This is a genomic window from Alkalicoccus daliensis, from assembly GCF_900103955.1.
GTDB classification, from domain to species: domain Bacteria; phylum Bacillota; class Bacilli; order Bacillales; family Salisediminibacteriaceae; genus Alkalicoccus; species Alkalicoccus daliensis.
Map to the genome: position 1 here is coordinate 240,918 of NZ_FNIL01000004.1, position 25,463 is coordinate 266,380.

At 41.2% G+C, this 25,463-nt stretch carries 21 protein-coding genes; 2 read left to right on the forward strand and 19 right to left on the reverse strand.

From position 1 onward, the window contains the following. Nucleotides 1-204: 204 nt before the first annotated feature. The 6 genes from BLP92_RS09165 to BLP92_RS09190 all read right to left on the reverse strand — a co-directional run bounded on the left by BLP92_RS09165 (nt 205) and on the right by BLP92_RS09190 (nt 5,759). A complete protein-coding gene (locus BLP92_RS09165) occupies nt 205-810 on the reverse strand; it encodes a response regulator transcription factor (protein WP_090842646.1) in 606 nt (201 codons plus the stop codon). Next, nucleotides 788-1,954 carry a sensor histidine kinase gene (locus tag BLP92_RS09170; protein WP_244516749.1) on the reverse strand — a complete coding sequence of 389 codons (1,167 nt, stop codon included), beginning with the start codon at nt 1,952-1,954 and terminating at the stop codon, nt 788-790. Before BLP92_RS09170 ends, BLP92_RS09165 begins: the two co-directional genes overlap by 23 nt. A 24-nt stretch (nt 1,955-1,978) precedes the next feature. Beyond that, nucleotides 1,979-2,665, reverse strand: a complete 687-nt coding sequence (locus BLP92_RS09175) for an ABC transporter permease (protein ID WP_090842647.1) — start codon at nt 2,663-2,665, stop codon at nt 1,979-1,981. Further along, a complete protein-coding gene (locus tag BLP92_RS09180) occupies nt 2,662-3,396 on the reverse strand; it encodes an ABC transporter (protein WP_090842648.1) in 735 nt (244 codons plus the stop codon). Before BLP92_RS09180 ends, BLP92_RS09175 begins: the two co-directional genes overlap by 4 nt. A gap of 2 nt (nt 3,397-3,398) precedes the next feature. Continuing rightward, nucleotides 3,399-4,343: an ABC transporter ATP-binding protein gene (locus BLP92_RS09185; RefSeq protein ID WP_090842649.1), complete on the reverse strand. Its 945-nt coding sequence runs from the start codon at nt 4,341-4,343 to the stop codon at nt 3,399-3,401. A 525-nt stretch (nt 4,344-4,868) separates the two neighbouring features. Then, the gene (locus BLP92_RS09190; protein WP_090842650.1) at nt 4,869-5,759 is read right to left on the reverse strand and encodes an AraC family transcriptional regulator; all 891 of its coding nucleotides are present in this window, start codon (nt 5,757-5,759) and stop codon (nt 4,869-4,871) included. Nucleotides 5,760-5,891: 132 nt separating this feature from the next. Here BLP92_RS09190 and melA point away from each other — a divergent pair, with 132 nt between their 5' ends. Together melA and BLP92_RS09200 are read left to right on the forward strand one after the other, a co-directional pair. After that, entirely contained in the window at nt 5,892-7,193 is a 1,302-nt protein-coding gene (gene melA, locus BLP92_RS09195; protein WP_090842651.1) for an alpha-glucosidase/alpha-galactosidase, read from the forward strand. Between the two features lie 472 nt (nt 7,194-7,665). Beyond that, nucleotides 7,666-8,892 (forward strand): hypothetical protein, encoded by a 1,227-nt coding sequence (locus tag BLP92_RS09200; RefSeq protein ID WP_090842652.1) that lies wholly within the window; start codon nt 7,666-7,668, stop codon nt 8,890-8,892. Between the two features lie 563 nt (nt 8,893-9,455). Here BLP92_RS09200 and BLP92_RS09205 read toward each other — a convergent pair. From BLP92_RS09205 to BLP92_RS09265, 13 genes are all read right to left on the reverse strand, one after another. After that, the gene (locus BLP92_RS09205; protein ID WP_090842653.1) at nt 9,456-10,310 is read right to left on the reverse strand and encodes an ROK family protein; all 855 of its coding nucleotides are present in this window, start codon (nt 10,308-10,310) and stop codon (nt 9,456-9,458) included. A 137-nt stretch (nt 10,311-10,447) separates the two neighbouring features. Further along, on the reverse strand, nt 10,448-13,555 hold the full coding sequence (locus BLP92_RS09210) for an alpha-mannosidase (protein ID WP_090842654.1): 3,108 nt from the start codon (nt 13,553-13,555) through the stop codon (nt 10,448-10,450). Between the two features lie 44 nt (nt 13,556-13,599). Beyond that, entirely contained in the window at nt 13,600-15,363 is a 1,764-nt protein-coding gene (locus tag BLP92_RS09215; RefSeq protein ID WP_090842655.1) for a glycoside hydrolase family 2 protein, read from the reverse strand. 335 nt (nt 15,364-15,698) lie between these two features. Next, a complete protein-coding gene (locus BLP92_RS09220) occupies nt 15,699-16,526 on the reverse strand; it encodes a carbohydrate ABC transporter permease (protein WP_090842656.1) in 828 nt (275 codons plus the stop codon). Continuing rightward, nucleotides 16,526-17,443, reverse strand: coding sequence for a carbohydrate ABC transporter permease (locus BLP92_RS09225; protein ID WP_090842657.1), 918 nt, complete (start codon nt 17,441-17,443; stop codon nt 16,526-16,528). The genes BLP92_RS09220 and BLP92_RS09225 overlap by 1 nt, the downstream gene beginning before the upstream one ends. Before the next feature lie 90 nt (nt 17,444-17,533). Continuing rightward, the gene (locus tag BLP92_RS09230) at nt 17,534-18,853 is read right to left on the reverse strand and encodes an ABC transporter substrate-binding protein (protein ID WP_090842658.1); all 1,320 of its coding nucleotides are present in this window, start codon (nt 18,851-18,853) and stop codon (nt 17,534-17,536) included. A 634-nt stretch (nt 18,854-19,487) separates the two neighbouring features. Then, nucleotides 19,488-20,639, reverse strand: a complete 1,152-nt coding sequence (locus BLP92_RS09235; RefSeq protein WP_090842659.1) for a GntR family transcriptional regulator — start codon at nt 20,637-20,639, stop codon at nt 19,488-19,490. 193 nt (nt 20,640-20,832) lie between these two features. Beyond that, on the reverse strand, nt 20,833-21,225 hold the full coding sequence (gene rpsI / locus BLP92_RS09240; RefSeq protein ID WP_090842660.1) for a 30S ribosomal protein S9: 393 nt from the start codon (nt 21,223-21,225) through the stop codon (nt 20,833-20,835). A gap of 22 nt (nt 21,226-21,247) precedes the next feature. After that, on the reverse strand, nt 21,248-21,685 hold the full coding sequence (gene rplM, locus BLP92_RS09245) for a 50S ribosomal protein L13 (RefSeq protein WP_090842661.1): 438 nt from the start codon (nt 21,683-21,685) through the stop codon (nt 21,248-21,250). 158 nt (nt 21,686-21,843) lie between these two features. Next, nucleotides 21,844-22,638, reverse strand: coding sequence for a tRNA pseudouridine(38-40) synthase TruA (gene truA, locus BLP92_RS09250; RefSeq protein ID WP_090842662.1), 795 nt, complete (start codon nt 22,636-22,638; stop codon nt 21,844-21,846). Between the two features lie 11 nt (nt 22,639-22,649). Then, nucleotides 22,650-23,450 (reverse strand): energy-coupling factor transporter transmembrane component T family protein, encoded by an 801-nt coding sequence (locus BLP92_RS09255; protein WP_090842663.1) that lies wholly within the window; start codon nt 23,448-23,450, stop codon nt 22,650-22,652. Further along, entirely contained in the window at nt 23,443-24,318 is an 876-nt protein-coding gene (locus BLP92_RS09260; protein ID WP_090842664.1) for an energy-coupling factor transporter ATPase, read from the reverse strand. The genes BLP92_RS09255 and BLP92_RS09260 overlap by 8 nt, the downstream gene beginning before the upstream one ends. Beyond that, nucleotides 24,303-25,127 (reverse strand): energy-coupling factor transporter ATPase, encoded by an 825-nt coding sequence (locus BLP92_RS09265; RefSeq protein WP_090842665.1) that lies wholly within the window; start codon nt 25,125-25,127, stop codon nt 24,303-24,305. Before BLP92_RS09265 ends, BLP92_RS09260 begins: the two co-directional genes overlap by 16 nt. Nucleotides 25,128-25,463 lie beyond the last annotated feature (336 nt).

The window sequence follows — 25,463 nt, forward strand, 5'->3', positions numbered from 1 at the left end:
TTAATATTGGATGTCACATCTGATTCTGTTTCGTGAAGATCATTCGTACAGCGTTAAGCCAGATACTCCCTTACTCTATAATTACCAAGTTGTTCTCCAAAAAACACATAATGTTTACTCTCACCATCTTCTGTCACTTTTATGTATGCTCTATATTTATTCAAGGCTTCCAACCCCTCTTCAATTCGCGCTGTCATTCCCTTTTTACCTTTTTAAATAATAAATAGCTAATTGCGTTCGGTCACGAAGGTGCAGCTTATCAAGAATGACAGAAAGCGTATTTCTGACTGTTCCTTCGCTTATGAAGAGGTGCTCGGCTATTTCCCGGTTGGAAAACCCTTCTGCTACAAGAGTGCAGATATCTGTTTCACGAGGGGTCAGCAGCTTAAGTTCTTTCCCTCTTGAGGGAGAGGTTAATTCTTTAAGCACTTCAGCATCCAGTACTGTTGAACCAGTGACTAAAGCTCTCAGTTTTTGGGCCATGTTGGAAACATCAGTCGATTTAATTAAATATCCGGCCGCACCGGCCTGAATAGCGAGTCGAATATTTTTATCATCTTTAAAAGTTGTCAGCATCATTACATGTAATCCCGGCCATTCTAATTTCATTTCCCGTGTCGCCTGAATGCCATTCATTATCGGCATTTGAATATCCATTAATACGATGTCCGGCAATTCCTTCCGGCAAGCGTTTATCGCTTCAGCACCATTTAAAGCTGTCCCCGTTACTTCCATATCACTTTCCCGCTGAAGAAGCACACGTAAACTTTTACATATTAAACGGTCGTCATCCACGATCAAGATTTTCATTGTGTTCCCCCTCTTCCTTATTTTCTATCGGCAGCACACATATTAACCGGAAACCTTCTGAATTGTCAGTGACAATACTGCCTCCCACCGATTTCGCCCGGTAGCGGAGGTTTCTTAACCCTATCCCCGCGCTCCCACTGCCTTTTGCTTCTCTCTCATCATCGTTATAAATGGATAACCTTGCAATATATCGGCTAATGTCTAGTTTGATGTCTACCTGTGAAGGTTTCGCATGCCGTACAATATTCGTTAATGCTTCTTTTAATACAGGATAAAGAATGGTCCATAAATGTGCAGGGACACGTGAGGAATCTCCAAATACATGGAAGTACACCGGACACAAAGTGAAATGATTGATAATGTTATACATCCCATCTACCCCAAACTCTTCTGCAGGCTTTAAATTGTGTACAGTTTCCCTCAAGTAGTCTGCACTGCTAATAACCCTTTCTTGCAGCTGTTCAAACACTTCTTTAGCTTCAGGATCATTTTCCTTCCAGAGCTCTTCAAATGCATGCAGCGCAAGGACAGATGCTGTAATTTCATGACCTACATCATCATGCAGGCGGCGGGCAATTCTATCCCGCTCTGCAAGTTCAGCTATCCGTGATCCCTGCGCATTCGCCAGAAGAAGCTCTTCTCTTACATGCTCAAGTTCATAGCGAATTCTTCTTTGTTCATCCGCCTCTCTTTGATAAAGCTTTGTATCCTGCAGCCACCCGCTGAGCGTGCCGCCTATCATAGCTGCAAGAATAAAGCCTCCGAACATTATGAAAGAAGTATCGTGATAAACAGCTGCAAATAAAAACGCTGGCAGAGTTAACCACGGCTGCTTCTTTTGCATACTTTCAAAAACATGTAAAGCAAGTCCGTAAGCTGCAGAAGGAAAAATCAGCACTGACACGAGTAAAATTGTTTGCTCAATGAGTATGGACCAAGAGGAAAGTTCAAAGCGCCAGCGGATTAACGTCATGACCGTCAGAAATAAGAGCAGAAGAATGCCTTCATTCCCTTCTCCTTGCAGCCAGAGCACGCTGAGAATGATTAATATTGCTGTCCGCCAAATATTAACAGCCGAGCCCGCGGTAATATTTTTCCAATTATTATCAATCGTTACCACTTCCTCATCAGGTTCCTCTATCACACTAATTTACCAGATTACATCCTGTTAAGACAGCTTTCTTCTACTTCCCAACAAGAGAAAAGCAAAACAGAAAAGCAGCAGGACAATCATCGGAATGATCAGATCTACGGCCGGTTCACGAAAAGAAACCAGGGTTGTCGCTTCTGCTACCCAATAAGTAGGCAGAAGCATCACGGGCCGCTGGAGAGCATCCGGCATATTTTCTACCGGCCACATTACGCCGCCAAGCATTGCCATAAGAATAATTACTCCTCCTAATATGTTATACGCAGCTTCCGTATTGCGGAACAGCGAATACCAAGCTAATGAAAAACCTAATGATGTCATAGAAAACACTGTATAAATGATAAATAACTGGACTGGAGAGGGCATACTGCTTCCATGAAATACGGCACCTGCTATAACGAATACGAGGTTCAAACCAGTCAGGATAACCGAATACGCAAGCATATTCTGCCATAAATATTGCAAATGGCTGATCGGCGCTACGCTTAGACGCAATAGCGTTCTGTTTGCACGGTCCTCCATAATAATACCTGCAAGCCTGGATGCAAGAAATAATATGATGATGCTGTAATACTGAAAACCTAAGGGCATAGGTGGCCATTCTCCTGTCGGCAAAAAGAGCGCTGCCAGAGGGAAAAATAATAAAGAAAGACTATTTGCTTTTTTTCTGAAAAAACGTTTGAATACAAACATAAATACTGTCATAAAAATTTCCGCCTTCCCAAAAACGCGGCTGATAGCGCTAATACAATGGCTGTACCTGCAAGAATGAAAAAGCTTATCACAGCCATTCCAGTATTATTTCCAGTAATAGAAGCAAACAGCATGTTTTGACCAAGAGATAAAGGGATGCAGTAAGCAGATACAAACTGGAAAAATGCGCCATCCGGCATTGGAAACCATACTTGAGCAAGCATGATGTTGCCCAGTCCAAACGCCATTCCAAGTCTTTCCGCAGACTTATAATGATTCACTGCCAAAACAAAGTTAATGTAGGCGAATTGAACAACCACGGTAACTGTAACGATCGTTAAAAGAACTATACCCGGATTCCCCCAGTAAACTCCGGTAACAAACGTCGTGTAAATCACGATGATTGAACTTTGCAGCACGTTAAATATCGTACTGGAAATTAACACGGAATATGCATGTTTATGTGCCTGAAAAGGCAGCGAATACATGCGCCACCGCATAGAGGACATCAAATCATCTCTTATAAACTCCATCGTAATAAATCCGCCAAACATGAGAAACCCAAACATCATCGTAATGGCGACCTCGTCTTTGACCGGAAGGCCGACAGCATCATTTACAGTATTGTCTGCGATTAAATTAAGTACGGTGATAAGCCCAATCGGGAGTAATAATAAAATCGACATACTAATATAACTGCGCATCATTCTGCGAAACATATAATAACCGGATGAAATGACCATTACTATTCCTCCTCTGCATCACGAAGGCGCTTACCCGTGAGTGTCAAAAATACATCTTCCAAAGAAGGTTTTTCTGCTTCTACGCTGTATATTTTCCCGAATTCTCTTGCAATTGCTAGGACACGATCTAAGTTTCCTGCCCCGGCTTGAGAAATGATGTGAACTTCTTTGCCAATCAAACCAACCTGTTTTATGCCTTCGATCCTGCGCAGTTTTTTCAACATTGTCTCCGACGGGTCTTCTATTTCCAACTTGATTTTTTCCTCATGGTGAATTTTACTTACCAGCTCCTCTACTGTGCCATCCGCAATAATATGACCTTCATCCATGATCACTACTCTTTTAGCAAGACTCTGGACCTCTTCAATATAATGAGTCGTATATAAAATCGTCGTCCCCTGTTTATTCAGCTTCCTGATTGTATCGAGAATATAATTACGTGACTGGGCATCTATCCCCACTGTCGGCTCATCCATAATAAGCAGCCTTGGCTGATGGACGAGAGCGCAGGCAATGTTCAGCCGCCGCTGCATTCCCCCTGAAAACTTTGATGGCAGCTTGGAGGCGTGACCTGCCAGGCCTACCAATGCAAGCGTTGCCTCCACCCGCTCTTTTAATGTTGCACCTCTCAGGCCATAGATTCGGCCAAAAAACTGAAGATTCTCTTTTGCTGTTAAATCATGAAAGATCGTGATCTCTTGTGTAACCAGTCCGATCTGGCTTTTAATGTCCACAAGATGCTGTACTAAATTTTTTTCGAATACATGAATCCTGCCGGAATCAAATCTGATAATGCCTGTCAACGCATGAATAAGTGTTGTCTTTCCAGCTCCGTTCGGTCCTAGTAACCCAAGGATTTCCCCTTCATTTATTGCAAAATCCACATGATCGAGCGCAATATGATTCCCATAACGTTTCACTATATTTTCCACATGAATCACTGTCATAATATAACCTCCCGAATATACTTTATACTATGATCTTACTATTTCATTTCCCTGATATAGTAGTGACATATGTAAGGAAAAGATGTTGATGTGAATATTTTAATTTTCATGAAGCGACCTCTGTTTAACACGTTGTCTCGGCCGAGTATCGTCCATAATTTCACTGAAAATATTTTATGTTGCAGTGCGCTTATCAATTTATCGTATATGCAAATGAATTCATATTTTTATATCGCAAAATTCCTAGCTGAAATTTAAAGGTTAAGAAATAGAAGAAGCTTCCCACTCACACCTCCGCTCTTCAAAGCCATGCAATAAGAGAAGTAGCTCTTTAAGCGTTTTTCTCAAAAAAATAGAAGTCCCGCTTAGTGCAGGACTTCTTTTTCTGTGGGAAGTTGTAAAGAACATAAAATCACGCCGTCCCCAGCAACTCTTTAAAGTATTTTTTCACTGTCTTACTTCATTTTAGAAATAAAGTAATTCCTACAGAGTTATATATCAGATTTTTTGAGTATCCCTTTAAGCCTACCTGATAACGATTCTGTCAAACGGCAGCCGGTCTTTATTTTTGCGGAATTCTCCCGGTGCCATGCCGACTGTTTTTCGAAATACTTTGCTGAAATAATTGTCGTTTGCATAGCCAACGCTTTCGGCAATGTCCTTCATCGTAAGCTCTGTCCTTACGAGCAGCTCCAGTGATTTTTCTATCCGCTTTTTCCTGATATAGTACCCGGGGGTCATGTCAGTGGCTTCTTTGAATCTTTTAATAAAATAATATTTGGACATCCCTGCTGCTTCTGCCACTTCTTCCATAGAAATAGGCAGTGCATAATTTTTGTTCATAAAGCTGATCGCGTCCGTGATATTTGCAGGGAAATATTCCGGAGTCTGGCTTTGCTTGAAGTGCCGGTACATTTCCATTAAAAATGCATATGCCTGAGAAGAGGAAAAATAGGCATCAAACAGATCCTGATCAATTGCCTGCTGATAAATTTCAAAAAATTTGTCTATCAGCGCTGCCTCACTGTCGACTTGTACTACATGCCCATACCTGCGGGTAATATTTGACCAGCAGTCCACGGCCACATCCCCCTGTAAGGTAATATAAAAGAATTCCCATTCTTTACTCGTTTCCGGCAGATAATAGATGTGTTCTCCCGGTATTTCCAAAAGAAATGCCTTTCCCTGCTCCAGACGGTGCGTCTTTCCCCCTGCATCAATTGCTCCTTCCCCGGAAAGCGTATATTGAAAGACAACGTTGCGGTTTTTTTCCCGTTTCATGCCATTCCAGCTGTATGCTGCAGAATTTGTTTTCTCCATCCCGATGGAGAGGAGATCCACCGCTGTTTCCAGATTTTCCTCGGAGCGGAATCCTATTTTTTCATAAGGTAAGTCTTCTTTCTGATTCAAAGACAATATTTTACCCTCCTATCCAATTATCTTACCATTGTAAGTGCTTTCTTAACTGTATACTCTTAATATATAGAGGTACATCCGAATTAGCAATATTCACTAGAAAACAATAATTTACCTAAAGGAGATGAAAGAATGAAGAAAATAACTTTTATCGGTGCGGGAAGTACAGTGTTTGCGAAAAATGTGCTGGGAGACTGCATGTTTGTTTCTGCACTTGATGATTTTGAATTTGCACTTCATGACATAGATGAGGAACGGCTGCGCGATTCTGAAAGAATGCTAACGAATTTAGCCCAAAAATATAATTCTTCCATTCACATTACAGCCTCACTGGATCGCAAAACAGCATTGAAGGATGCAAAGTATGTGATTAACGCAATTCAAGTCGGCGGCTACGAACCGAGTACGGTGATTGATTTTGAAATTCCTAAAAAGTACGGTCTCCGCCAGACAATCGGGGATACGATTGGGATCGGCGGGTTATTCCGCACGCTGCGAACGATTCCTGTCATGCAGGGAATTGCAGACGACATGGAGAAAGTGTGTCCGGAGGCGTGGCTGCTAAATTACACAAATCCGATGGCCGCACTCACCGGTTATATGCAGCGCCACTCCAATATTAAAACAGTCGGTCTCTGCCACAGCGTACAGATTTGCACAGAGCATTTGTTTAAAGCGCTTGATATGGACCACTCGGAAATCGGTGAAAAAATTGCAGGGATTAACCATATGGCCTGGCTGTTGGAAGTAAAGAAAGACGGAGAAGATCTTTACCCCGAAATTAAACAGAGGGCAAAAGAGAAGCAGACAGAAAAGCATGACGATATGGTCCGTTTTGAATTGATGGATAAGTTCGGGTTTTATGTGACGGAGTCTTCAGAGCACAACGCAGAATATCATCCCTATTTTATTAAGAGAAATTATCCCGAGTTGATTGATCGGCTGAATATTCCTTTGGATGAGTATCCGCGCCGCTGTGTAAACCAGATCAATGAGTGGGGAAAAATGCGGGAAGAAATGGTGCATGATACGCAGCTGACGCATGAAAGATCATTAGAGTACGGCTCGCGCATCATCGAAGCAATGGAGACAAATGTGCCGTTTAAGTTTGGAGGAAACGTCTCCAATGAAGGCGGGCTGATTTCCAATCTCCCCACAAAAGCCTGTGTGGAAGTTCCCTGCGTGGCAGACAGAAACGGTATTATCCCAGGCTATATCGGCGACATTCCGGAACAGCTCGCTGCCTTGAACCGTACGAATATTAATACGCAGCTGCTGACAATTGAAGCTGCCGTAACACTTAAGAAAGAACACGTGTACCAGGCAGCAATGCTCGATCCGCATACGAGCGCAGAGCTGTCGATGGATGACATCATTTCCTTATGCGACGATTTGATGGAAGCACACGGGGACTGGCTCCCAGTGTATAAGTAACTATGATAAAGCGCCCGACTGTTCCAGATGAGCAGTTAGGCGCTTTATTATTATTTCTATAAAAAATAGCTTTTATGCGCTTTGGTCTCATTTTTCAAGTTATTTTTTCATTGTAATAGTATTATTTCAAAGTTAATATCTGCTTCGTGGAGAGTGATGAGCGTTAATTGGATAAGAAATAGGTATAGAAAAAGCAAGAGACTTCAGGAAATTAGTTTCATTTACGGCAATTTAAATACGTAATTGTAGAAAAGTAAAAAGACATACACTTTTGCTGAAATGGTAATAGCAATTTTATTCTATGGAGTCCTATCAGGTTTTATTAAGAGAGAAATACTAAGGTGGAAGATGTTCCAGAAATACATCTATACGTGCAATATTATGTAAACATACCAAGCCCGTACCTATATTTTATCCATTGTTTGTTCCGATATGGTAGAATAGGAAAAAAATGTTATAGAGGAGAGTTTAGGTGGAAACTAAAACTAAAAAACCGTTTTATAAGCGTTGGTGGTTTATTACGTTGGTTGCAATTTTGATCTTAGGCGGTATTATCTCGGATGATGAGGAAGAGATTTCTAGTGATGAAGAGGAAGTTACAGCTGAAGAAATTAATAATGATGCTGAGAATAACGAGAAGCAAAAACCTTTAAATCAGAAAGAAGCAACTGTTGCTGTATTAGAAGATGACATAATCAACTATGAAGAAAATGATACGGTTACTATCGAAGTAGATATGAGTTACTTATTCCAATACGAACGTACAAAAGAAAAGTTAGAAGAAAATCTTGTTGAAATCATTTCATCCTATCAGCAATTAGAAGATATTCTTGAAACAAAATTCATTATAATGAATGAAGCAGAGCATATTCTTACTTATTCGTTTTCCCCTTCTACTATGAATGAATTAGACACAGGAACAATAGAAGCAACCTCACTCTCAAATGATGCAGATGAATACTGGAGCCTGCAGGAAGAAACTGCTGCGCTGGAAAAAGAGAATAAAGTATTAGAATTTGAAGGAGAAACAAAAGTTGAAGTTGATGAAGACGAAATAGTAGTTATCATCACTTCCAATGTTCCAGATGGTGGTATTTTTGAAGTAGCGATTCTAGATAATGCATTTAATGTGGAAAGTTCTTTTATTCCTATTGAAAAAGGCGTAATTGAAGAACGATTTTCTACCGACAACTTTAATGTTGGATATCTTTCTACGTTAGTTCAGTTTCGTTTCAATTTAGAAGACGAACCACAGCCAGAACATATTCTAGATCGGTATGGTGAAGCAGGAGAAAACATGTCTGGATCTCAAGCGCACGAAAACAATCTGGATGGATATAACGGAATAATAGAAAATGTTTCGTTTGCTTATCCTGATGAAGAAACCGTAGCTGAAAAGGCTGCTGAAATCCTTAATGACTCTATCAATGAATTAATTGAAGTTACAGAAGGAATAATTCTAGATGTTGAAATTATTGGAGATAATGGAGATTTAGCTTACGTGATAGTTAGCGATGATTGGTATTACTCACCCGATCATGAAAAAGAAAGATTCGCAGAGCAAGTAGGAGAAACAGTAGAAACTATTGTGTTAAATGCTTACCCAGATGCACACACTGTGGGAGTTCACTTCAAAGATGAATACGGGTCAGACTTAGCTTCCCCCAAAATGTTTGGCGGATACAACATAAAGGATTAAGCCCTCTAAGAACTTTTTATCTAATACATCATTTAATATAAAAATAATGCGTGGGTTGAGTCAAACTCCATCTATGTTGATTCCTATTTACACAGATTGGTAAAGATCGTGTTTTATGAAGGACTCGTTAGATAAATAATAGGTAGCAGGGGACAATGCCCCTGCTTTTAATTCTCCTATATAATTACTTTTGCAGAATGTGTGCTACCTTTTTGTCACCTATCTACTGTCCGAAAGAATAGGTAACTGCTGATTTGTAAAACTTCCACACTTTACAAAAGATTTTTAGAAAGATTTTTCACTTTTCTTGATTATTGTACCGAACATCTTCACTTTCGTTTAGTATATTTGTTTCTTCCACAAAAATACTTAAAAAGCCCATTACTTCTTTGTTGAGTGTACATTCTAATTCAGCCGGATATCTTATGTCTCCTGAAATATTTATGGAAGATGCAAGATTTCCGAATATGTGGTTATCTTCAACTCTAATTCTTTCAATATTTATTATCGTTATCCTTAGATATTTGATCTTTTACTCAATAGGTATAATATTATTTGTATTGTTAATTTAGGACCACTAAAGCCATTGCTCCTTTGATCCCCTGCTGGTCGTTAAGAAGGGGTGCAACAACCCATTGTTCTATATCGTCTGTATGTACATAGCCATTCAATAGTTCCACAATCTTCATTCGAACTAGTGGGTATAACTGGCTTTGTTTCAAGACACCCCCTCCCAGAATTACTTTTTCAGGTGATAATATAAGAATTTGATTCACTACCGCCTGGGCGAGGTAGTAGGATTCCAGTTCCCACACCTTTTCATTTTCAGACAGCATTTGTGCAGATTCCTGATATCTTTCTTTAATTGCCGTTCCGGAGGCAAGTCCTTCAAGGCATGCAGCGTGATAGGGACAGCTTCCTCTAAATGAGTCATCCGGATGTTTAGTGATATACATATGTCCCATTTCAGCATGATATTTCCCTTTATAAGGCTTCCCTTCCTTCACAAATCCTCCCCCGATCCCTGTCCCTACTGTCATATATAAACAACTTTCCGCTTCTTTTGCCGCCCCCCAATGAAATTCTCCTAAAGCAGCAGCATTAACATCAGTATCCAGAAATACAGGAACCCCATACTTCTTTTTTAAATAGTCATATACATTAAAATCCCGCCAAGCGAGCTTCGGCGTATTGAGGACTCTGCCATAATTCCCACTATCTTTTTCAAGGTTAATAGGACCGAACATTCCTACTCCCATAGCGCGAATTTCATAACGGTTGAAAAAGCTACCTATGTCTGCCAGCGTTTCTTTTGGGGAAGAAGTGGGCACAGTGACAGAATCAATAACTTCTCCATTTTCTTTACCTACGGCACATACAGTTTTTGTGCCTCCTGCTTCAATCGCTCCAATGTACATTCCTGTGCCTCCTTTTCTTATATAAAATGTTTTTATAACTTCAACATCCGTCACGTTTTATAAGAGATGTGGTTAAGCTTTATACCTGCCTCTTGGACAAAAGCCCCAAAAGCAGCACTTTTGGGGCTTCCGTAATTTTATTTCGCAAATGTTACTAAATAAGTTTTAATTTCATAAGGAGTGACCGAAGCTGTAATTATGTCCTCATTTACAGCTTCTCCAATTGGCCTCTCCATCAAATCGCATTCTTGCCACCGGCGAATATTAAGGGAGCTTTCCAGCGTAACCTCGGTACTTTGACCTGAGTACTCATGAAATCTTAAGACAGCCTGACTGCCATGTTCCGACTTTTTCACAGCATCAATCATGATGTTATCTTGATTTACAGTAAACAGAGATTGCTCCCTGGTGACATTCCCCTCTTTACTAATTAACGGATTATTTAAGAACCACGCTTCTTTAACCGTTTCTCCTTCATACCAATCGCCGCTATGCGGCAGCAGTGAGTAAGTAAAAGTGTGCTTTCCTATATCCTGTTTCGCATCAGGCTGGGTTGCAGACTTTATCAGCGAAAGTCGCATCACATTATTTTTAATATCATAGCCATATTTGCAGTCATTCAACAGGCTGACACCATAGTTTCGCTCTGATAAGTCCGCCCACTGATGACCTACCGTTTCAAACCTGGCCATGTCCCAGCTCGTATTCCAGTGAGTAGGCCGCTTCACATTTCCAAATTGAATATCGTACGTAGCTTCGGTGGAACGCACGTTTACCGGAAAGCCTACTTTTAAAAGCTGGTTATTTTCCTGCCAGTTCACTTTTGTCTGGAAATCGATTCTTCTGCTGTGATTATATAAAATCATATCCTGCTCAATCGTTGAATCCTCATATTTCCAAGTAAACCGTATTACTGTACGCAGCGGCCCCTCCGCAATTACTTCCACTTCTTTTAAAGCAGTTACAGTCCGGTATTTTTCCTGGTAAAAAATATCAATGTCCCAGGCATCAAAATTGAGAGGCTTATCTTCGAATATTTGAAAGACATTCCCGCAGCCGCCAGCAAGCACTTGGCGTTTATGCTTCCGATCCAGGATTTGTGTTAAATGACCCTGCTCATTCCAAGTAACTTCATAATACGGGGTAGTTACACAGCCCTCCCCTGTTTCAACTTCACTTTGCACCTGAGATCCCTTTTCTTCTTTAAAAGAAACAGCTGCAAACCCCAGGGCAGGAATATCCTCTACAAGAACCCGCCATCCCTGATCATCTTTCTGTGCCTGAAGCATGTTTCCATCCGCATCTTTCCAATTACCCTCTTTATCATGATGAGCACGCACGTGCACAAGGTTTGACTGCTTCCAGGAAGACGAATTGAATACGGTGTACGTACCGCTTCCGTTTGTCAGCACCTTCAATCCTTCTTTGAGAACTCCCGCTCCTAATTCTTTTGCTTCGGCATATTCTATTTTACTGTCTTCATAAACCTCTCGAATAGAGGAGCCTGGGATGATATCGTGAAACTGGTTCCGCAGAATAATTTTCCATCCTTCCTGGAGGGCATCATGTTTCGTATAATTCAAGTCTGACTGATGAAGAGAAGCCATTACGTCAATGATTTCTGCATCACGAAATAATAACTCGAGCTTTCTGTTCATTTTTTTATTATAAGCCTGACTCGTATACGTGCCCCGGTGGTATTCAAGGTAGAGCTCTCCATCCCACGTATGCACATATTCATCCGTATTTTCCACCGTTTCCTTTAACCGTGTAAAATAATCATCCGCGCGTCCAGTTGTCATGTTAGGCATCCCAGGGACCTTATCAAAACGACGCCTCATTTCCAACATATCCCGAGTTACTCCACCACCGCCATCACCATATCCGTAAGCAAGGAGCAGCTCCTGGTTGACTTGTTTATCCTTATATTCATCCCATATACCTTTGATCGATTTTGCATCAATCATCCCGTTATACGTGTATCTGCTGCTTGGATCGGGAGTCGTAACGAAGTGCGTTAATATCTCACTCCCATCGATTCCTCTCCACATAAACGTATCGTGCGGCATTCTATTGTACTGATTCCAGCTGATTTTCGTTGTCATAAACGTTTCTATTCCGGATTTCTTTAAAATCTGCGGCAGCGCCCATGAATAGCCGAAAACGTCTGGAAGCCATAAGTATTTTAAGCCCGAGTCTCCAAATTCGCTGTTGAAAAATGACTGTCCCATTAACAACTGTCTAATGAGTGATTCACCGGTTGGCAGGTTCGCATCAGACTCCAGCCACATACTTCCGCCGGTTTCCCATCGTCCTTCCTTCACCCGGTGTTTAATTTCTTCATAAATTTCCGGATAGTCATCTTTCACATATTCATAGAGCTGCGGCTGCGTCTGGAGGAAAATGTATTCCGGGTACATTTCCATGAGTCTGAGCACGGTCGTAAAAGATCTGCCGCATTTTTCTCTTGTATGTTTTAACCGCCACAGCCACGCCACATCGATATGAGTATGGCCCAGATTTGTAATCGTTACCGGATGATCATTATTCATTTTCTCAAGATGTTGATGTAAATAAAAATTTGCCGATTTTACAGAGTGATAAAACTGCTCTGAACCTGGGTGACGCCAGTCTAATTCATTAAATGATTTATTTAACAGTGAGAGCAGCGATACTCTGACGGGGTCGTTTACTTCCAGGAGTTCGATCGTTTCGAGGAGGGCACGCGAATTAAAGTAAAGGTCATCTGTTTCTTCATCCAGAAGCGCCACCACACCAGCTTCAATTTTATGCTCTTGTTCTTCATACTTCCCAAGCATGCCGTCCAGCCCCGACCATAAGCGAAATGTCAGATCCAAACTGCTACCTGTATGCTTCTCTTTGAAAAAGACCTCTGTATGGTTGGAGTCCACCCCCTGATAAGGGGAACCGTTTACGTATAACAAAGACTCAAAACCAGAGTTATTCCCGCCTCCTGTTTTTCCGAAGTTAAACAAACACACCGGCCTCCTGCCTTCTTCAGGAAGCGGGATTTTCACTGAAGCAGCCATCCAGATATATTTATCCCAGCCCTGCCAGAAGGCAGGAACAGGCAGGGTATTCCAAGACTGATAGTCCTGCATATCAGGTCTTGTATCGTCTGTTTCTTCATAATAGAAAAACGAGTCTATCGTTTCTTTCACAACATAACGATAATCACTAAGCTCCTCAATTCTCTGCTCTAACTTTTTCTCTGTTAAGAACATACTTCACCTACTTTCACTGTTATTAGTATTATCTGCTGCTATACTTAGTCATCATTAATTTGTTTAATTTTCTCCATTGATACTTTAGGAACCCGGTTCTCATCCAGCAGCCCATTAATTTCCTGCTGTACATCGGTCGTCTGCGTATAACAATATCCTGAGATATAAGGAATCTGCTTGATCGCATCCGTTATATTTTGGTACCTTTCCAAGAATTCTTTTTCAGAAGTTACCTGATTTCCATACCCCCATCCTTGCTCATCTTTAAAAGCAATGCCTCCGTACTCACTGATAATTACAGGCTGTCCCTGGTACTCATATCCTTTGGCAAAGGGATATTTTTCTAAATTATGAGAGACTTTATTACTTAACAAATGATCTTTGTCTTGATATCTATCTATAAAAGACTTGCCATCTTCTTCATAATCATGCAGAGAAATGATATCTGAAATCGTCTGCTCCCAGCCATCATTAACGATCACTGGACGCATATTATCCATGGACTTTGTTAAATAGTAGATTGCTTCTGTGAAAGACTGTTCCATTTTATTTGTCAGGATATTAGGTACTCCCCATGATTCATTAAACGGAACCCAGGTAATGATAGAAGGATAGTTATAATATTGATTCACTGCCTCCATCCATTCCTTAGTAAAGTTTTGTACTGCCTCATCAGAATACTTATAAGCAGCAGCCATTTCTGACCAGACAAGTAATCCTTTTTTATCACACCAATAGAGAAATCTTTCATCCTCCAGCTTCTGGTGTTTTCTCACTCCGTTGAACCCCATTTCAATCGTTTTATCAATATCTTCAATCAAAGCCTCCTCTGAAGGCGGAGTGAGCATTGTGTCAGGCCAATACCCTTGATCCAGCAGCAGTTTTTGATAGACAGGAAAATTATTTAAGAGCACTTGCCCATCTTTTATAGAGACTTTCCTCATTCCGAAATATGATTCTACTTTATCTGCAAGCACACCCTCCACATACAACGAAAAAGTTACGTCATATAAATTAGGGTTCTCAGGGGACCACTCCATTACTCTGAACTCATTAAGCTGAGAAATTAAATTTAAATCAACAGACATTTCCGGTCCCTCCGGAACAAAGGACAATTCTTTGATTCTATTTCCTTTAAAGGTAACTAAGGTTTTTACTTCCACATTTTTATTCGTAAAATCTCCATCTAATGAGTAGTAAAAACCTACTGCATTATGATCCAGATCAGGCGTGATTTTAACGTGTTTTATGCTTTCCGGAGGTAAAAATTCCATCCACACTGTCTGCCATATTCCCGTAGTCTGTACATACCAGCACCTGAAGCTTTCATCTTTCCACCTTTGTTTCCCCCGCGGCTGTAAACAGCTTTGGCCGTCCTCTACTTTCACAACTAATGAATTTTCCTCGCTCTCCAAAACTTCATTTGTTATATCAAATGAGAAAGAAGTATTTCCACCAATATGTTCGCCAATATAAATCCCATTCACCCATACTTTTGTCCGGTAATCTGAGGCCTGAAAACGCAGTATCTTCTTTTTGTTTCTTTCTGCTTCTGAAATTTCAAACGTGCGGTGATACCAAATATTTTCATGCAATACTTCTTCCTCTATGCCACTTTCCTTTGTTTCATAGGTAAAAGGGACTTTGATTGTTTTGTTAAAATTACTTTTTTTATACCATTGCTCTTTTTCTCCTTCGTTATTATCATCAAAAGCAAAATCCCACATTCCATTTAAATTTTTCCATGTATCACGCCTGAACTGCGGGCGGGGAAAATTAATAAGTTCTTCTTTAAACGTCTCTGTCATCTTCCCTTTCTCCTTCTCTCTTTAATTCCTGAAAAACTAATTTCTTTAACTATTTGCTTTTCAAAAATCAAGAAAATAATAATTACTGAAATTGAAATGGCAACAATTACTCTCATTAAGAGTTCATATTTTTTTAACTTTCTTATTTCAAAAATAGAAGTTAAATTCTGCTGAATAACTTAGATTTCACTGTCAAAGGCGCTATTTACATTATTTCCACAAATTTCTTTTGATGAAATTATGAGTTTTCTATGCACTTAATTCATAGAAATTATGTAATAACTAGTGCTGGAGAAATGATTTAAATTTATTCAGTTTTTATTTCCCTCACCAACCTAACCTTTCACTGAACCTGCTGAAAGTCCCGCAATAAAATATTTTTGTAACAATAGAAACAAGATAATCATCGGCAACGATGCCATTAAGGCTGCTGCTGCAACGAGATTCAAATTACTTTGATTCTCTCCAAAGAAACTAGATAACGTAACAGTCAACGTATGCACACTGCTATCTTGCAAGAAGAAAATTGCAAACTGGTAATCATTCCAAATAAAAACCGACGATATGATAAGTACTGTTGCAGTTACCGGCTTTAATAATGGAAACACGACTCGAAAAAACACGGTTAATACCCCCGCTCCGTCAATTCTAGCCGCTTCTTCCAATTCTTTAGGTATAGTGGAACGAATAAAACCAGAATATAGAAAAATCGTAAGGGGAAGGAAACTAGCAAAATTATTTAATATCGCAATTTCGTGCGTATTAATCATTCCCATCCGAACTACTAAATTATACAAAGGTACTAAGGCAGCCAATGGCGGAATAACCATGATTGCAACGAATAGAAAAAACACAAATTGATTTAACTTAGATTTCACTCTTGCTAACGGATAAGCAGCCATCGATCCAAATACAATTAATAACAATGCTGCTCCTACAGTTATTATGAACGTATTTGTAAAAGCGTTTAGCAAATTAGCCCGCTCCCATGCTTCTGTAAAGTTTGAAAAAGTCAAATAATCCGGTAATATCCAAGTCGAACTAAAATCACCTCTTACTTTAAATGCCATAACAAGTAAAATATAGAAAGGAATAATATGGAGGGCGGAGATAATTAAAGCAAGCATTGTCAAAAGCCATTTAATCAGTCTATTCTGGCTCATTATGCCTCGACCTCCTTGCGTTTAAAATAAATAAGTGATGCTAAGCTGATCAAAAGAATGATTACCGTCATTAAAATACCCTGTGTCGCTGCATAACCTGCGTCTTCTCTACGGAAGTACAAGGTGTACATAAATGTGGACATCGATTGTGAAGCATTACCAGGACCGCCGCCGGTAAGCGATACAATCACATCGAATAGTTTTAATCCCCCTATTAAATTCAAAACAACGTTTATCGTAATGGCAGGCATTAACAGCGGGAACGTAATATTTTTGAACTGTTGGAAAGCTGTAGCCCCATCTATGTCTGCCGCTTCATAATAATCTCTCTGAATACTCTGTAGACCAGCAAGATAAATAATCATTGAAACTCCAACAAATTGATAGGTGTTAACTAAAACAATAATCCACGGATTTAAACTTGGGTTACCAAGTGCATTTATTCGATCGAGACCAAATAGCATCAATACATCATTTAATGCTCCACCTTGATATGCAAAAAAGAACATCCAAATGTACCCCATAATTAAAGGACTTACAATTACCGGCAAATAAACTATTGTTCTTGTCATTGCTTTAAATTTAATGCTTCTGTTCAGAAGTAAGGCATAAAGTAATCCAACCGTTAATTGCAATAGAGTACTTCCGATCCCATAGAGTAAAGTGTTTCTAACTATTAGCAAAGTAAGGGGATCGGAAAACAATCGGGCATATTGATCGAAACCTACCCAATTAGAAGATTGAGAAAAACCATCCCAATCCGTAAAAGTTATTTGTAGGCCATTAAAAAAAGGATATATAACAAACAATGTAATTGCAGCTACAGCTGGTAAATACATCCACCATAGAGACGATTGCTTCTTTTTTTTAGGGATTTTTAGAGAGATCTCTTGTTCTTCAGCAACTTCTTGTCTCATATAACACCCACTCCTTAACTCTCAACATGTATAAGAAATTATTAAATGTAATAAATTAAGGGGAGGTCTCTAACCCCCCCTACCTATGAATTATTCTGCGTCTTCTTCTTCACTTTCTCTTCTTAAACGTTCATATTCTCCTTCCATTACCTCTGACACTTCTTCTGGGGTTAATGAGCCCGCTAAGAGATCTGCTCCTGTAGAACCATAAACATCCCACATTCCGCCCGGAAGATACACCCGGTCAAAATAAGGCTGAATAGTAATATGTGACCATTCTTCATAATATTCAGAATAATAGTTATCTGCTTCTACATTAGTTACTCCGGCAGGTAACGTTGTAGCTTCAGCCATCTTTTTTGCATTCTCTGGTTGCGCTAGAAATTCAATAAACATTTTTGCTTCTTCAAGGTTTTCTGAATCTTTGTAAGCTGCCACAGTATTACGTTCCCCACCTATCCAACTTGGCTCGTCACTCTCATAAAACGCTGGCACTGGCATTGTTCCAACTTCTACTTCCGGATTTAATTCTTGTACAGTAGGTCCAAAAGCCCCGCCAGCGAAAGTGAAACCTATTAAGCTTTGCGACATTAATTGTGCTCTCTGTGCCTCATTTGCAGTAAGGACATCGACATTTAATAAGTCCTTTTCTTGAATCTCTATAAGGGTTTCTGGTAGGGGAGTATAATTAGACCAGTCAAACGATCCATCTAACAATTCTTCTTCATAATTGTTCTCTTCATCCGTAACTAACAATGGAGTAGACAGTTGATCAAGAACTTGTCCAATATTATGTGATTCTTGCCCTGGAATCCACAACGGAGCAACATCTCCGTCTGCTTCGTCTCTAATCGTTTCCATTGCCGCTATCCACTCATCCACCGTCTCAGGAACTTCAATATTTAACTCTTCTAATAATGTTGCATTATACATTATCCCATCATTTGCTTGATTCACAGGAAAAGCATATACTTTTCCATTCTCATCTTTTAAAAGGGGCTCCATGGATTCATCAAAATGCTCTACCCATTCCATATCACTTAAATCAGCTACATAATCCCCATAACGATTTTTTGCCCATCCATGCGTATCAAATAAATCAGGCAAATCGTTTGATGCCATTCTTACTCGCAAAGTATCTTCATAAGCAGCAGAAGGAAAATTCCCATCAATTGATATACCAGGATTTTCATTTTCAAAATCTTCAAAAATCGATTCAAAAGCTTCCACTGAACTTTCTTCTACCATCGTAGAATAAAAAGTCAAGGTCACTTCATCTCCATTCGAAGCATTTTCATTTGATTCATTTCCATTCGAAGCACCATTTGTTTCTTCTTCCCCTGTATTACAGGCTGAAAGTACAATTAAAAATAAAGTAACAGATGATAAACTGAATATTGATTTATTCATGATATCCCCCTTATAAATTAAAAATTTTTCAAATTTGCAACTAAGACTAAGTGTTTTATTAACTATTAACCTCACTTGCTGTTGAAGTATTTAAGGTAATTTGAATCTTACGAAGACTCCTTAATATCTTTAATTTTACTCATTTTGTAATTTTCTTTATTCGACTTTCTAATTAGCTAAGTAAAAACAATTCGAACAGATTCAATAAGAATAATTTATCGTCACTCTCTAATTTACGGGTAGCATCAAGACCTTCAGCTACATTCTCTTTTGCTTTTTAAACATATGCGCATTAAAACCTCCCTCGTTTATACATCTTTCTAATCTCAACTTTCAATTCACTCCGAGACAATGTTTTGTGACTTGTTATTTTAAAGCGCTTACATATATTATATTAATTAATTAATATCTATGTGTCAACATAAATAATATAATATATTATAATTACATATTATTTATATAACATATATTTATATTATCACTATTAACGACAAACTTTCTAAGTGCCGTAAACAAGAATATACTTAAACTATTTACTTAGATATTTTTTATCTAGGAACTTCATTCAACAACAAAAAATAAAAAAAGCCCTTAGGATCATAAATAAAGATCCTGGGGACTTTTTAATTTATCGCTAGCTGTATTCTTTCTTTAAAAATATTACTGAATTGTTTTCTATTAGCTTGGCTTCAAGCGTTGTCTTTATTGGAAACTCCTCTCCTTTTATACGAGCAATAATTCCAGAGATAGCTTTTTCAGCCATTTTATCTATATGTTGTTTAATATGAGTAAATTCAGGTCTCCCAATAATATTATTGGGATTGTCAAAGCAAATAATTGATAGATCTTCTGGAATACGATACCCCATTTCTATAGCTGCTTCCTTTGCAAGTACAGCAATATTGTATTCCATGGCAAACACAGCAGTAATTTCAGGATATTTAGATAAATGACTTTTTATTAATTCAATATCCTTCTCCAATTCTTTCTTTTCGTATTTAGGAATTGGAAAAGTCGATTTGAATTCTGCCAACCATAAATCTGTATTTACCAATATTCCTCGCTCTGCATAAGCTTGAATGAATCCTTCAACTCTATCTTCAATAGCAGAAGTGTCCTTGTATGGGGGAGAAAATATTGCAATCTGTCGATGATTCATATCAAAAAGGTAATTTACAGCTTCTTTAGTGATATCTTTGTTGTTTGTAAAAATCATCGTTGTTGAAAATCCCTTTAAGTATCTGTCTACAAGCACATGGGGAAACTTTTGAATGTTTAATTTCACAATATCTTCGTTATAATATTCACCTGAAACCGGTAAAATAATTAACCCAGCCACGTTCTGTTTAAGCAAAGAATCAATTGCTTCTTTTTCTAAATTTATATCCCCATGGGTACGTTTCAAAATAAGATCAATACCATTTAAGCGCGCTTTGTTTTCAATTGCTAGAAATAATTGCAGTCCATGACTTTCATCAAGGTCAGGAACTACGTACCCTATTAATGTTTGATTTTTGGAAAGATCTATTTGCTTAGTGTCTTTTGTACTTGACTCTCTCACAAAACTTCCTTTACCTGGGATACGCTCAATCAATTTATCGTTCACTAACATATCAAGCGCTTTCTTCGTAGTTATTCGACTTACGTTGTAATAGGCGATTAATTCTTTTTCAGCAGGTAGCTTTTCTCCAATACCTATACCGCCTCTCTCGATTTTTTCCTTTAATTCAGAATAAATTTGCTCATATCTCGGGCTTTGTTTTACATTATCAAATGGATTACTCATACCCAACTCCTTTATTATCCTTTGTATATACTATTACATAATATTATATCATTTATAGTATATATAAAACAAATTATCTATTCAAGACTATAGTATATTTTAACTACAAAAACCCTCTGCCGGGTTGGGGGCAGAGGGCTGGAATACAAAGACATCGTCCACAGACATCTTCGTATATACAGTTGTAATAAAATTAACGCTTTGAGAACTGAGGAGCACGACGTGCTGCTTTAAGACCGTATTTCTTACGCTCTTTCATTCTCGCATCACGAGTAAGGTAACCGGCTTTCTTCAGTGCTGGACGGAATTCTGGGTCCGCAGTAAGAAGAGCACGAGCTACACCGTGACGAATTGCACCAGCCTGGCCAGTGTATCCGCCGCCGTTCACGTTTACGTGAATGTCGTACGTTCCTTCAGTTTGTGTTTCTGCAAGTGGCTGCTTTACGATTACTTTGAGTGTTTCAAGATCGAAGTAGTCGTCGATGCTGCGCTTGTTGATTGTAATAGTGCCGTCACCTGGTACGAGACGTACGCGTGCAACGGAGTTCTTACGACGACCTGTTCCTGAGTATTGAACTTGTGCCAAGAGAAATCCCTCCTTCTAATGATTATCCGCGTAGTTCGTACGCTTCTGGTTTTTGTGCTGCGTGTGGATGCTCATTTCCAGCATACACGTAAAGTTTCTTGCCTGTCTGACGTCCAAGGCGGCCTTTTGGAAGCATTCCTTTAATAGAAAGCTCAAGCAGGCGCTCCGGCTTGTTTGCGCGCATTTCGCCAGCTGAAGTTGCCTTCAGGGAACCTGGGTAGCGGCTGTGACGGTAGTAATACTTATCCTGAAGCTTATTACCAGTCAGGTGAATTTTTTCTGCATTGATGATAATTACGTGATCACCAGTGTCAATGTGCGGTGTAAAAGTTGGCTTGTGCTTTCCACGCAGCAGGCTTGCTACTTCAGAAGAAAGACGACCGAGCGTCTGGCCTTCCGCGTCAACTACGTGCCACTTGCGTTCTACTTCTGTTGGCTTTGCCATATATGTTGTACGCATTTGTTATTTCCCTCCTAAATCTGAACTATCTCCAAAATCATAACTGTCGTTGATCAATTCCTTGCCCGGGGCTAGTGGGCATAAGAATACCGTTAATCATCATATAATATCTGAGCGCCCATGTCAACACGAAAAAACACTAGGTCGAGTTGTTTTTGTTATTTATTTTTTCTTCGTCCTGCCGTCTCCGTTAAATGCTGCTCCAGCAAGGCTTTTTCGTAAAATACCTGAGAAAGGTACAATCCGTGCCCCGGGGCTGTTTTGCTCGCTTTCGTGCGGTCCTCGGCAGCAATCAGTGCAGGTATGTCCTCCGGGTTCCGCTCCCCGAAACCGCAGTCAAGCAGCGTGCCGGTCATGACGCGGACCATCTGATATAAAAACCCGCTTCCGATAAACCGCAGGGTCCATTCTTTCTCTTCTTTCCATACGTCAATCGCATACATCGTACGGACTTTATCCACGACGTCCGTTTTCGGGGAGGAAAGACTCGCAAAGTTATGCGTGCCGAGCATATAATCTGCCGCCTGCTGCATCAGCTGCTGATCCGGCACCTGCCGCAGCTGGTACCTAAAGTGGCGCGCAAAAATATCATGCTCCGCTCCTGCGGTGAACTTATACAAGTATTCTTTTCCCACGGCATCATAGCGGGCATGAAAATTGTCCGCGACTATTTCCGCATCATGCACGTAAATATCCTCCGGCAGCAGGCTGTTCAGTGCTCTTGCCCAGCGGGATTCCGGAATGGCAAGCGGTGTGTCAAAATGCACCGGCTGTCTCCGCCCGTGTACGCCCGCATCTGTTCGCCCGGAAGAAGTTGAAGGCCAGGAAGGGGCTTTATGAATTTTTGCCAGTGCGCGCTCCACCTCGCCCTGTACAGAGCGGGCATTCGGCTGCTTCTGGTATCCTTTGAAGCCGCTCCCGTCATACGAGATGCGGAGTAAGATTCGAGTCATCCGTCTGCTCCTTAACTAATTCTTGTAATAATACTGAAAACACCAAACAGCAGAAGAAAGCTCACTATCATGGTGTCCCGCGTTCGCCAGGAAAGCTGGCGGAATTTCGTCCGGCCTTCTCCCCCGGCGTATCCCCGTGCTTCCATTGCGATCGCCAGGTCCTCGGCACGCTTAAACGAGGAAACAAACAGCGGAATCAAGACGGGAATCAGGGCGTTCACCCGTTTCCAGAGAGACCCCTGCGAAAAAGAAGCGCCGCGTGCTGTCTGCGCTTTGACGATCTTCTGTGTTTCCTCCAGCAGGGTCGGGATAAAGCGGAGTGCAATCGACATCATTAACGCAAGTTCGTGTGTCGGCACCTTCACCCGCTTCAGCGGCTTCATCAGCCGTTCCATACCGTCCGTCAGATCGACCGGAGTCGTGGTAAGCGTGAGCATCGTAGCCAGAATAATCAGCAGAAACAAGCGAAGCGCAATTAACCCGCCTTCAATCAGACCCCCGCTGTAAATCGTAATCCAGCCAAGATCGAGCAGTACCATGCCTTCCTGCGTCATAAATAAATGCAGCGTAAAGGTGAGGACCACGATAATTAAAATAATCCGGATCCCTTTCCAGAAAAACTTAAAAGGAATACCTGCCGTCAAAAAGGCAGCTGCGGTTAACAGGACGGCAGAGGAAAGCACAAAAGGATCCCGGGAGATAAAAATGAAAATCATAAATAAAAAGATTGTAATCAGCTTCGAGCGCGGGTCAAGAGAGTGCACAAACGAACGGCCGGGCACATACTGACCGATAATTACATTCTTAAGCATCCGCGTCCCCCTCTCTCAGAAAGCGCAGAAGCCTCTCTAAGGCCGCTTCGTCTGAGAAGGCATTCAGATCCAATGGCTTCCCGCTCGCATCCTCCAGGCGCTTCAGGAGCCTTGCATGCTCCGGCATTGCCAGCTGGTACTTTTTCAAGAGGGATTCATCTGTAAAGAGCGCTGATGCTTTTTCTGCAAGCTGCTTTTCTCCCTGTTCCATAATGACCACATTTTCTGCAAAGCGTGCGACCTGATTCATGTCGTGGGAAATAAGAACAATCGTGCGCGCTTCTTTTTCCCGGTACCAGTCATAAAACAGCTGCATAATTTCCTGCTGGCCTTCCGGATCGAGCCCCGCTGTCGGTTCATCCAGGAGCAGCAGCTGCGGTTCCATGGCAAGGACCCCTGCAATCGCAGTGCGCCGCATCTGGCCGCCGCTCAGCTCAAACGGAGAACGGTCATGCAGTTCTGCGGGCATGCCGGTTCTGAGCAGCGCCTCCCTGGCAACTGTCTCTGCTTCCGCTTTCGTCTTCCCATGATTCAATGGACCGAACATCACATCTTTTAAAATGGTTTCCTCAAACAGCTGGGATTCCGGAAATTGAAATACTACACCTGCATGACGACGTAACTCATGCAGATCCCGCTGCTTTGTTTCCGGAGTGATCTCCCACTCCCCTACTGATACTTTGCCGCTCGTAGGCTTTTCCAGCCCGTTAAAGAGCTGCATTAATGTCGATTTCCCGGAGCCGGTGTGCCCGACAATTGCGTGATAAACGCCTGCTTCCAACGTGAGGGAAACATTGCGGAGCGCTGTAGTTTCAAAAGGGGTGTCTTTCATATACGTAAAAGAAACGTTCTCTACTTCCACTCGCATAATGCGTCCACCAGCTCTTGTTCTGACATAATATCCTGCGGGAGGCGGATTCCCTCTTCCCGGAGCATCCGGGAAAGCTTTACCGGAAGCGGCAGCGTAAGCTTTGCCTGGACGAGCACTTCCTGCTGCCGGAATATTTCCCGCGGCGTATCATCTGCGAGCAGCCTTCCTTCGTGCATCACAAGCATACGGTCTGCTTCTGACGCTTCCTCCACGTCATGCGTAATACTTACAATCGTAATGCCTTCCTCCCGACAGAGTGTGCGCATCATTTCCTGCACTTCCTGCCTGCCGACAGGATCCAGCATCGACGTCGCTTCATCCAGAATGATTACTTCCGGACGAAGCGCTGTAATCCCCGCCAGTGCCACCCGCTGCTTCTGCCCGCCGGACAGCCGGTGCGGCTCACGATCTTCCAGCCCATCCAGCTTCATGCGGTGGATACTCTCTTTAACGCGCTCCTGCATCTCTTTAAAAGGAATGCCGGCATTTTCCAGCCCAAATGCAACATCATCTGCCACGGTCGGCGCAACAAGCTGATTATCCGGCTGCTGAAACACCATGCCGGCCCTGCGGCGGAGATCCATAATTGTTTCTTTATCCTTCGTGTTCCTCCCGCAGGTAATAACTTCCCCCGACTTCGGCATAAGAAGTCCATTTAAACATTTGGCAAGCGTCGACTTCCCGGATCCATTATGGCCGGCAATCGCCACCCATTCCCCCTGCTTCACACGAAAGTTGATGTCCTGGAGAACGAGCTGTTCCGCTGTATAGGAAAAAGAGAGATCTTCCACAATAATAGGATCCATAACCGCGCCGCCTTTGTAAGAGAATAGTATCATTTACTGTTGAAGAAGAGACTTCCCACTTCAACCAAAGAAGTTCCTACAGTATTTATTCGTTCTTTATCTTTTTTTACCAAAGAAAACTTGTTTGTAGATTTTCTACCAGCCGGCAGAGCGACGGGATGCGACTCCCGGAGGATCAGCGCAGTCTGAGAATCCATTTTGCCAAAGCGGAGCGACGGCAAAATTAGTCGAAGACAAGCCCTCGGGAAAGCGTCATCCCAGGAGCGCCGACGGCGGTCATAAAGTTCATTCCTTTAAAGAAAACATGTTTTTGCGTACAAAAAAAGGGCGCCGCGC

What these genes read in the sequence shown, in the direction of transcription:
- melA (WP_090842651.1), top strand. Translation starts at nt 5,892, where the DNA reads ATGAAGAAAATAACTTTTATCGGTGCGGGAAGTACAGTGTTTGCGAAA.
- BLP92_RS09215 (WP_090842655.1), bottom strand. Translation starts at nt 15,363, where the DNA reads ATGACAGAGACGTTTAAAGAAGAACTTATTAATTTTCCCCGCCCGCAG.
- BLP92_RS09255 (WP_090842663.1), bottom strand. Translation starts at nt 23,450, where the DNA reads ATGCTTAAGAATGTAATTATCGGTCAGTATGTGCCCGGCCGTTCGTTT.
- BLP92_RS09265 (WP_090842665.1), bottom strand. Translation starts at nt 25,127, where the DNA reads ATGGATCCTATTATTGTGGAAGATCTCTCTTTTTCCTATACAGCGGAA.
- BLP92_RS09185 (WP_090842649.1), bottom strand. Translation starts at nt 4,343, where the DNA reads ATGACAGTGATTCATGTGGAAAATATAGTGAAACGTTATGGGAATCAT.
- BLP92_RS09230 (WP_090842658.1), bottom strand. Translation starts at nt 18,853, where the DNA reads ATGAATAAATCAATATTCAGTTTATCATCTGTTACTTTATTTTTAATT.
- BLP92_RS09180 (WP_090842648.1), bottom strand. Translation starts at nt 3,396, where the DNA reads ATGGTCATTTCATCCGGTTATTATATGTTTCGCAGAATGATGCGCAGT.
- truA (WP_090842662.1), bottom strand. Translation starts at nt 22,638, where the DNA reads ATGACTCGAATCTTACTCCGCATCTCGTATGACGGGAGCGGCTTCAAA.
- BLP92_RS09205 (WP_090842653.1), bottom strand. Translation starts at nt 10,310, where the DNA reads ATGTACATTGGAGCGATTGAAGCAGGAGGCACAAAAACTGTATGTGCC.
- BLP92_RS09210 (WP_090842654.1), bottom strand. Translation starts at nt 13,555, where the DNA reads ATGTTCTTAACAGAGAAAAAGTTAGAGCAGAGAATTGAGGAGCTTAGT.
- BLP92_RS09235 (WP_090842659.1), bottom strand. Translation starts at nt 20,639, where the DNA reads ATGAGTAATCCATTTGATAATGTAAAACAAAGCCCGAGATATGAGCAA.
- BLP92_RS09225 (WP_090842657.1), bottom strand. Translation starts at nt 17,443, where the DNA reads ATGAGACAAGAAGTTGCTGAAGAACAAGAGATCTCTCTAAAAATCCCT.
- BLP92_RS09220 (WP_090842656.1), bottom strand. Translation starts at nt 16,526, where the DNA reads ATGAGCCAGAATAGACTGATTAAATGGCTTTTGACAATGCTTGCTTTA.
- BLP92_RS09165 (WP_090842646.1), bottom strand. Translation starts at nt 810, where the DNA reads ATGAAAATCTTGATCGTGGATGACGACCGTTTAATATGTAAAAGTTTA.
- BLP92_RS09260 (WP_090842664.1), bottom strand. Translation starts at nt 24,318, where the DNA reads ATGCGAGTGGAAGTAGAGAACGTTTCTTTTACGTATATGAAAGACACC.
- rplM (WP_090842661.1), bottom strand. Translation starts at nt 21,685, where the DNA reads ATGCGTACAACATATATGGCAAAGCCAACAGAAGTAGAACGCAAGTGG.
- BLP92_RS09175 (WP_090842647.1), bottom strand. Translation starts at nt 2,665, where the DNA reads ATGACAGTATTTATGTTTGTATTCAAACGTTTTTTCAGAAAAAAAGCA.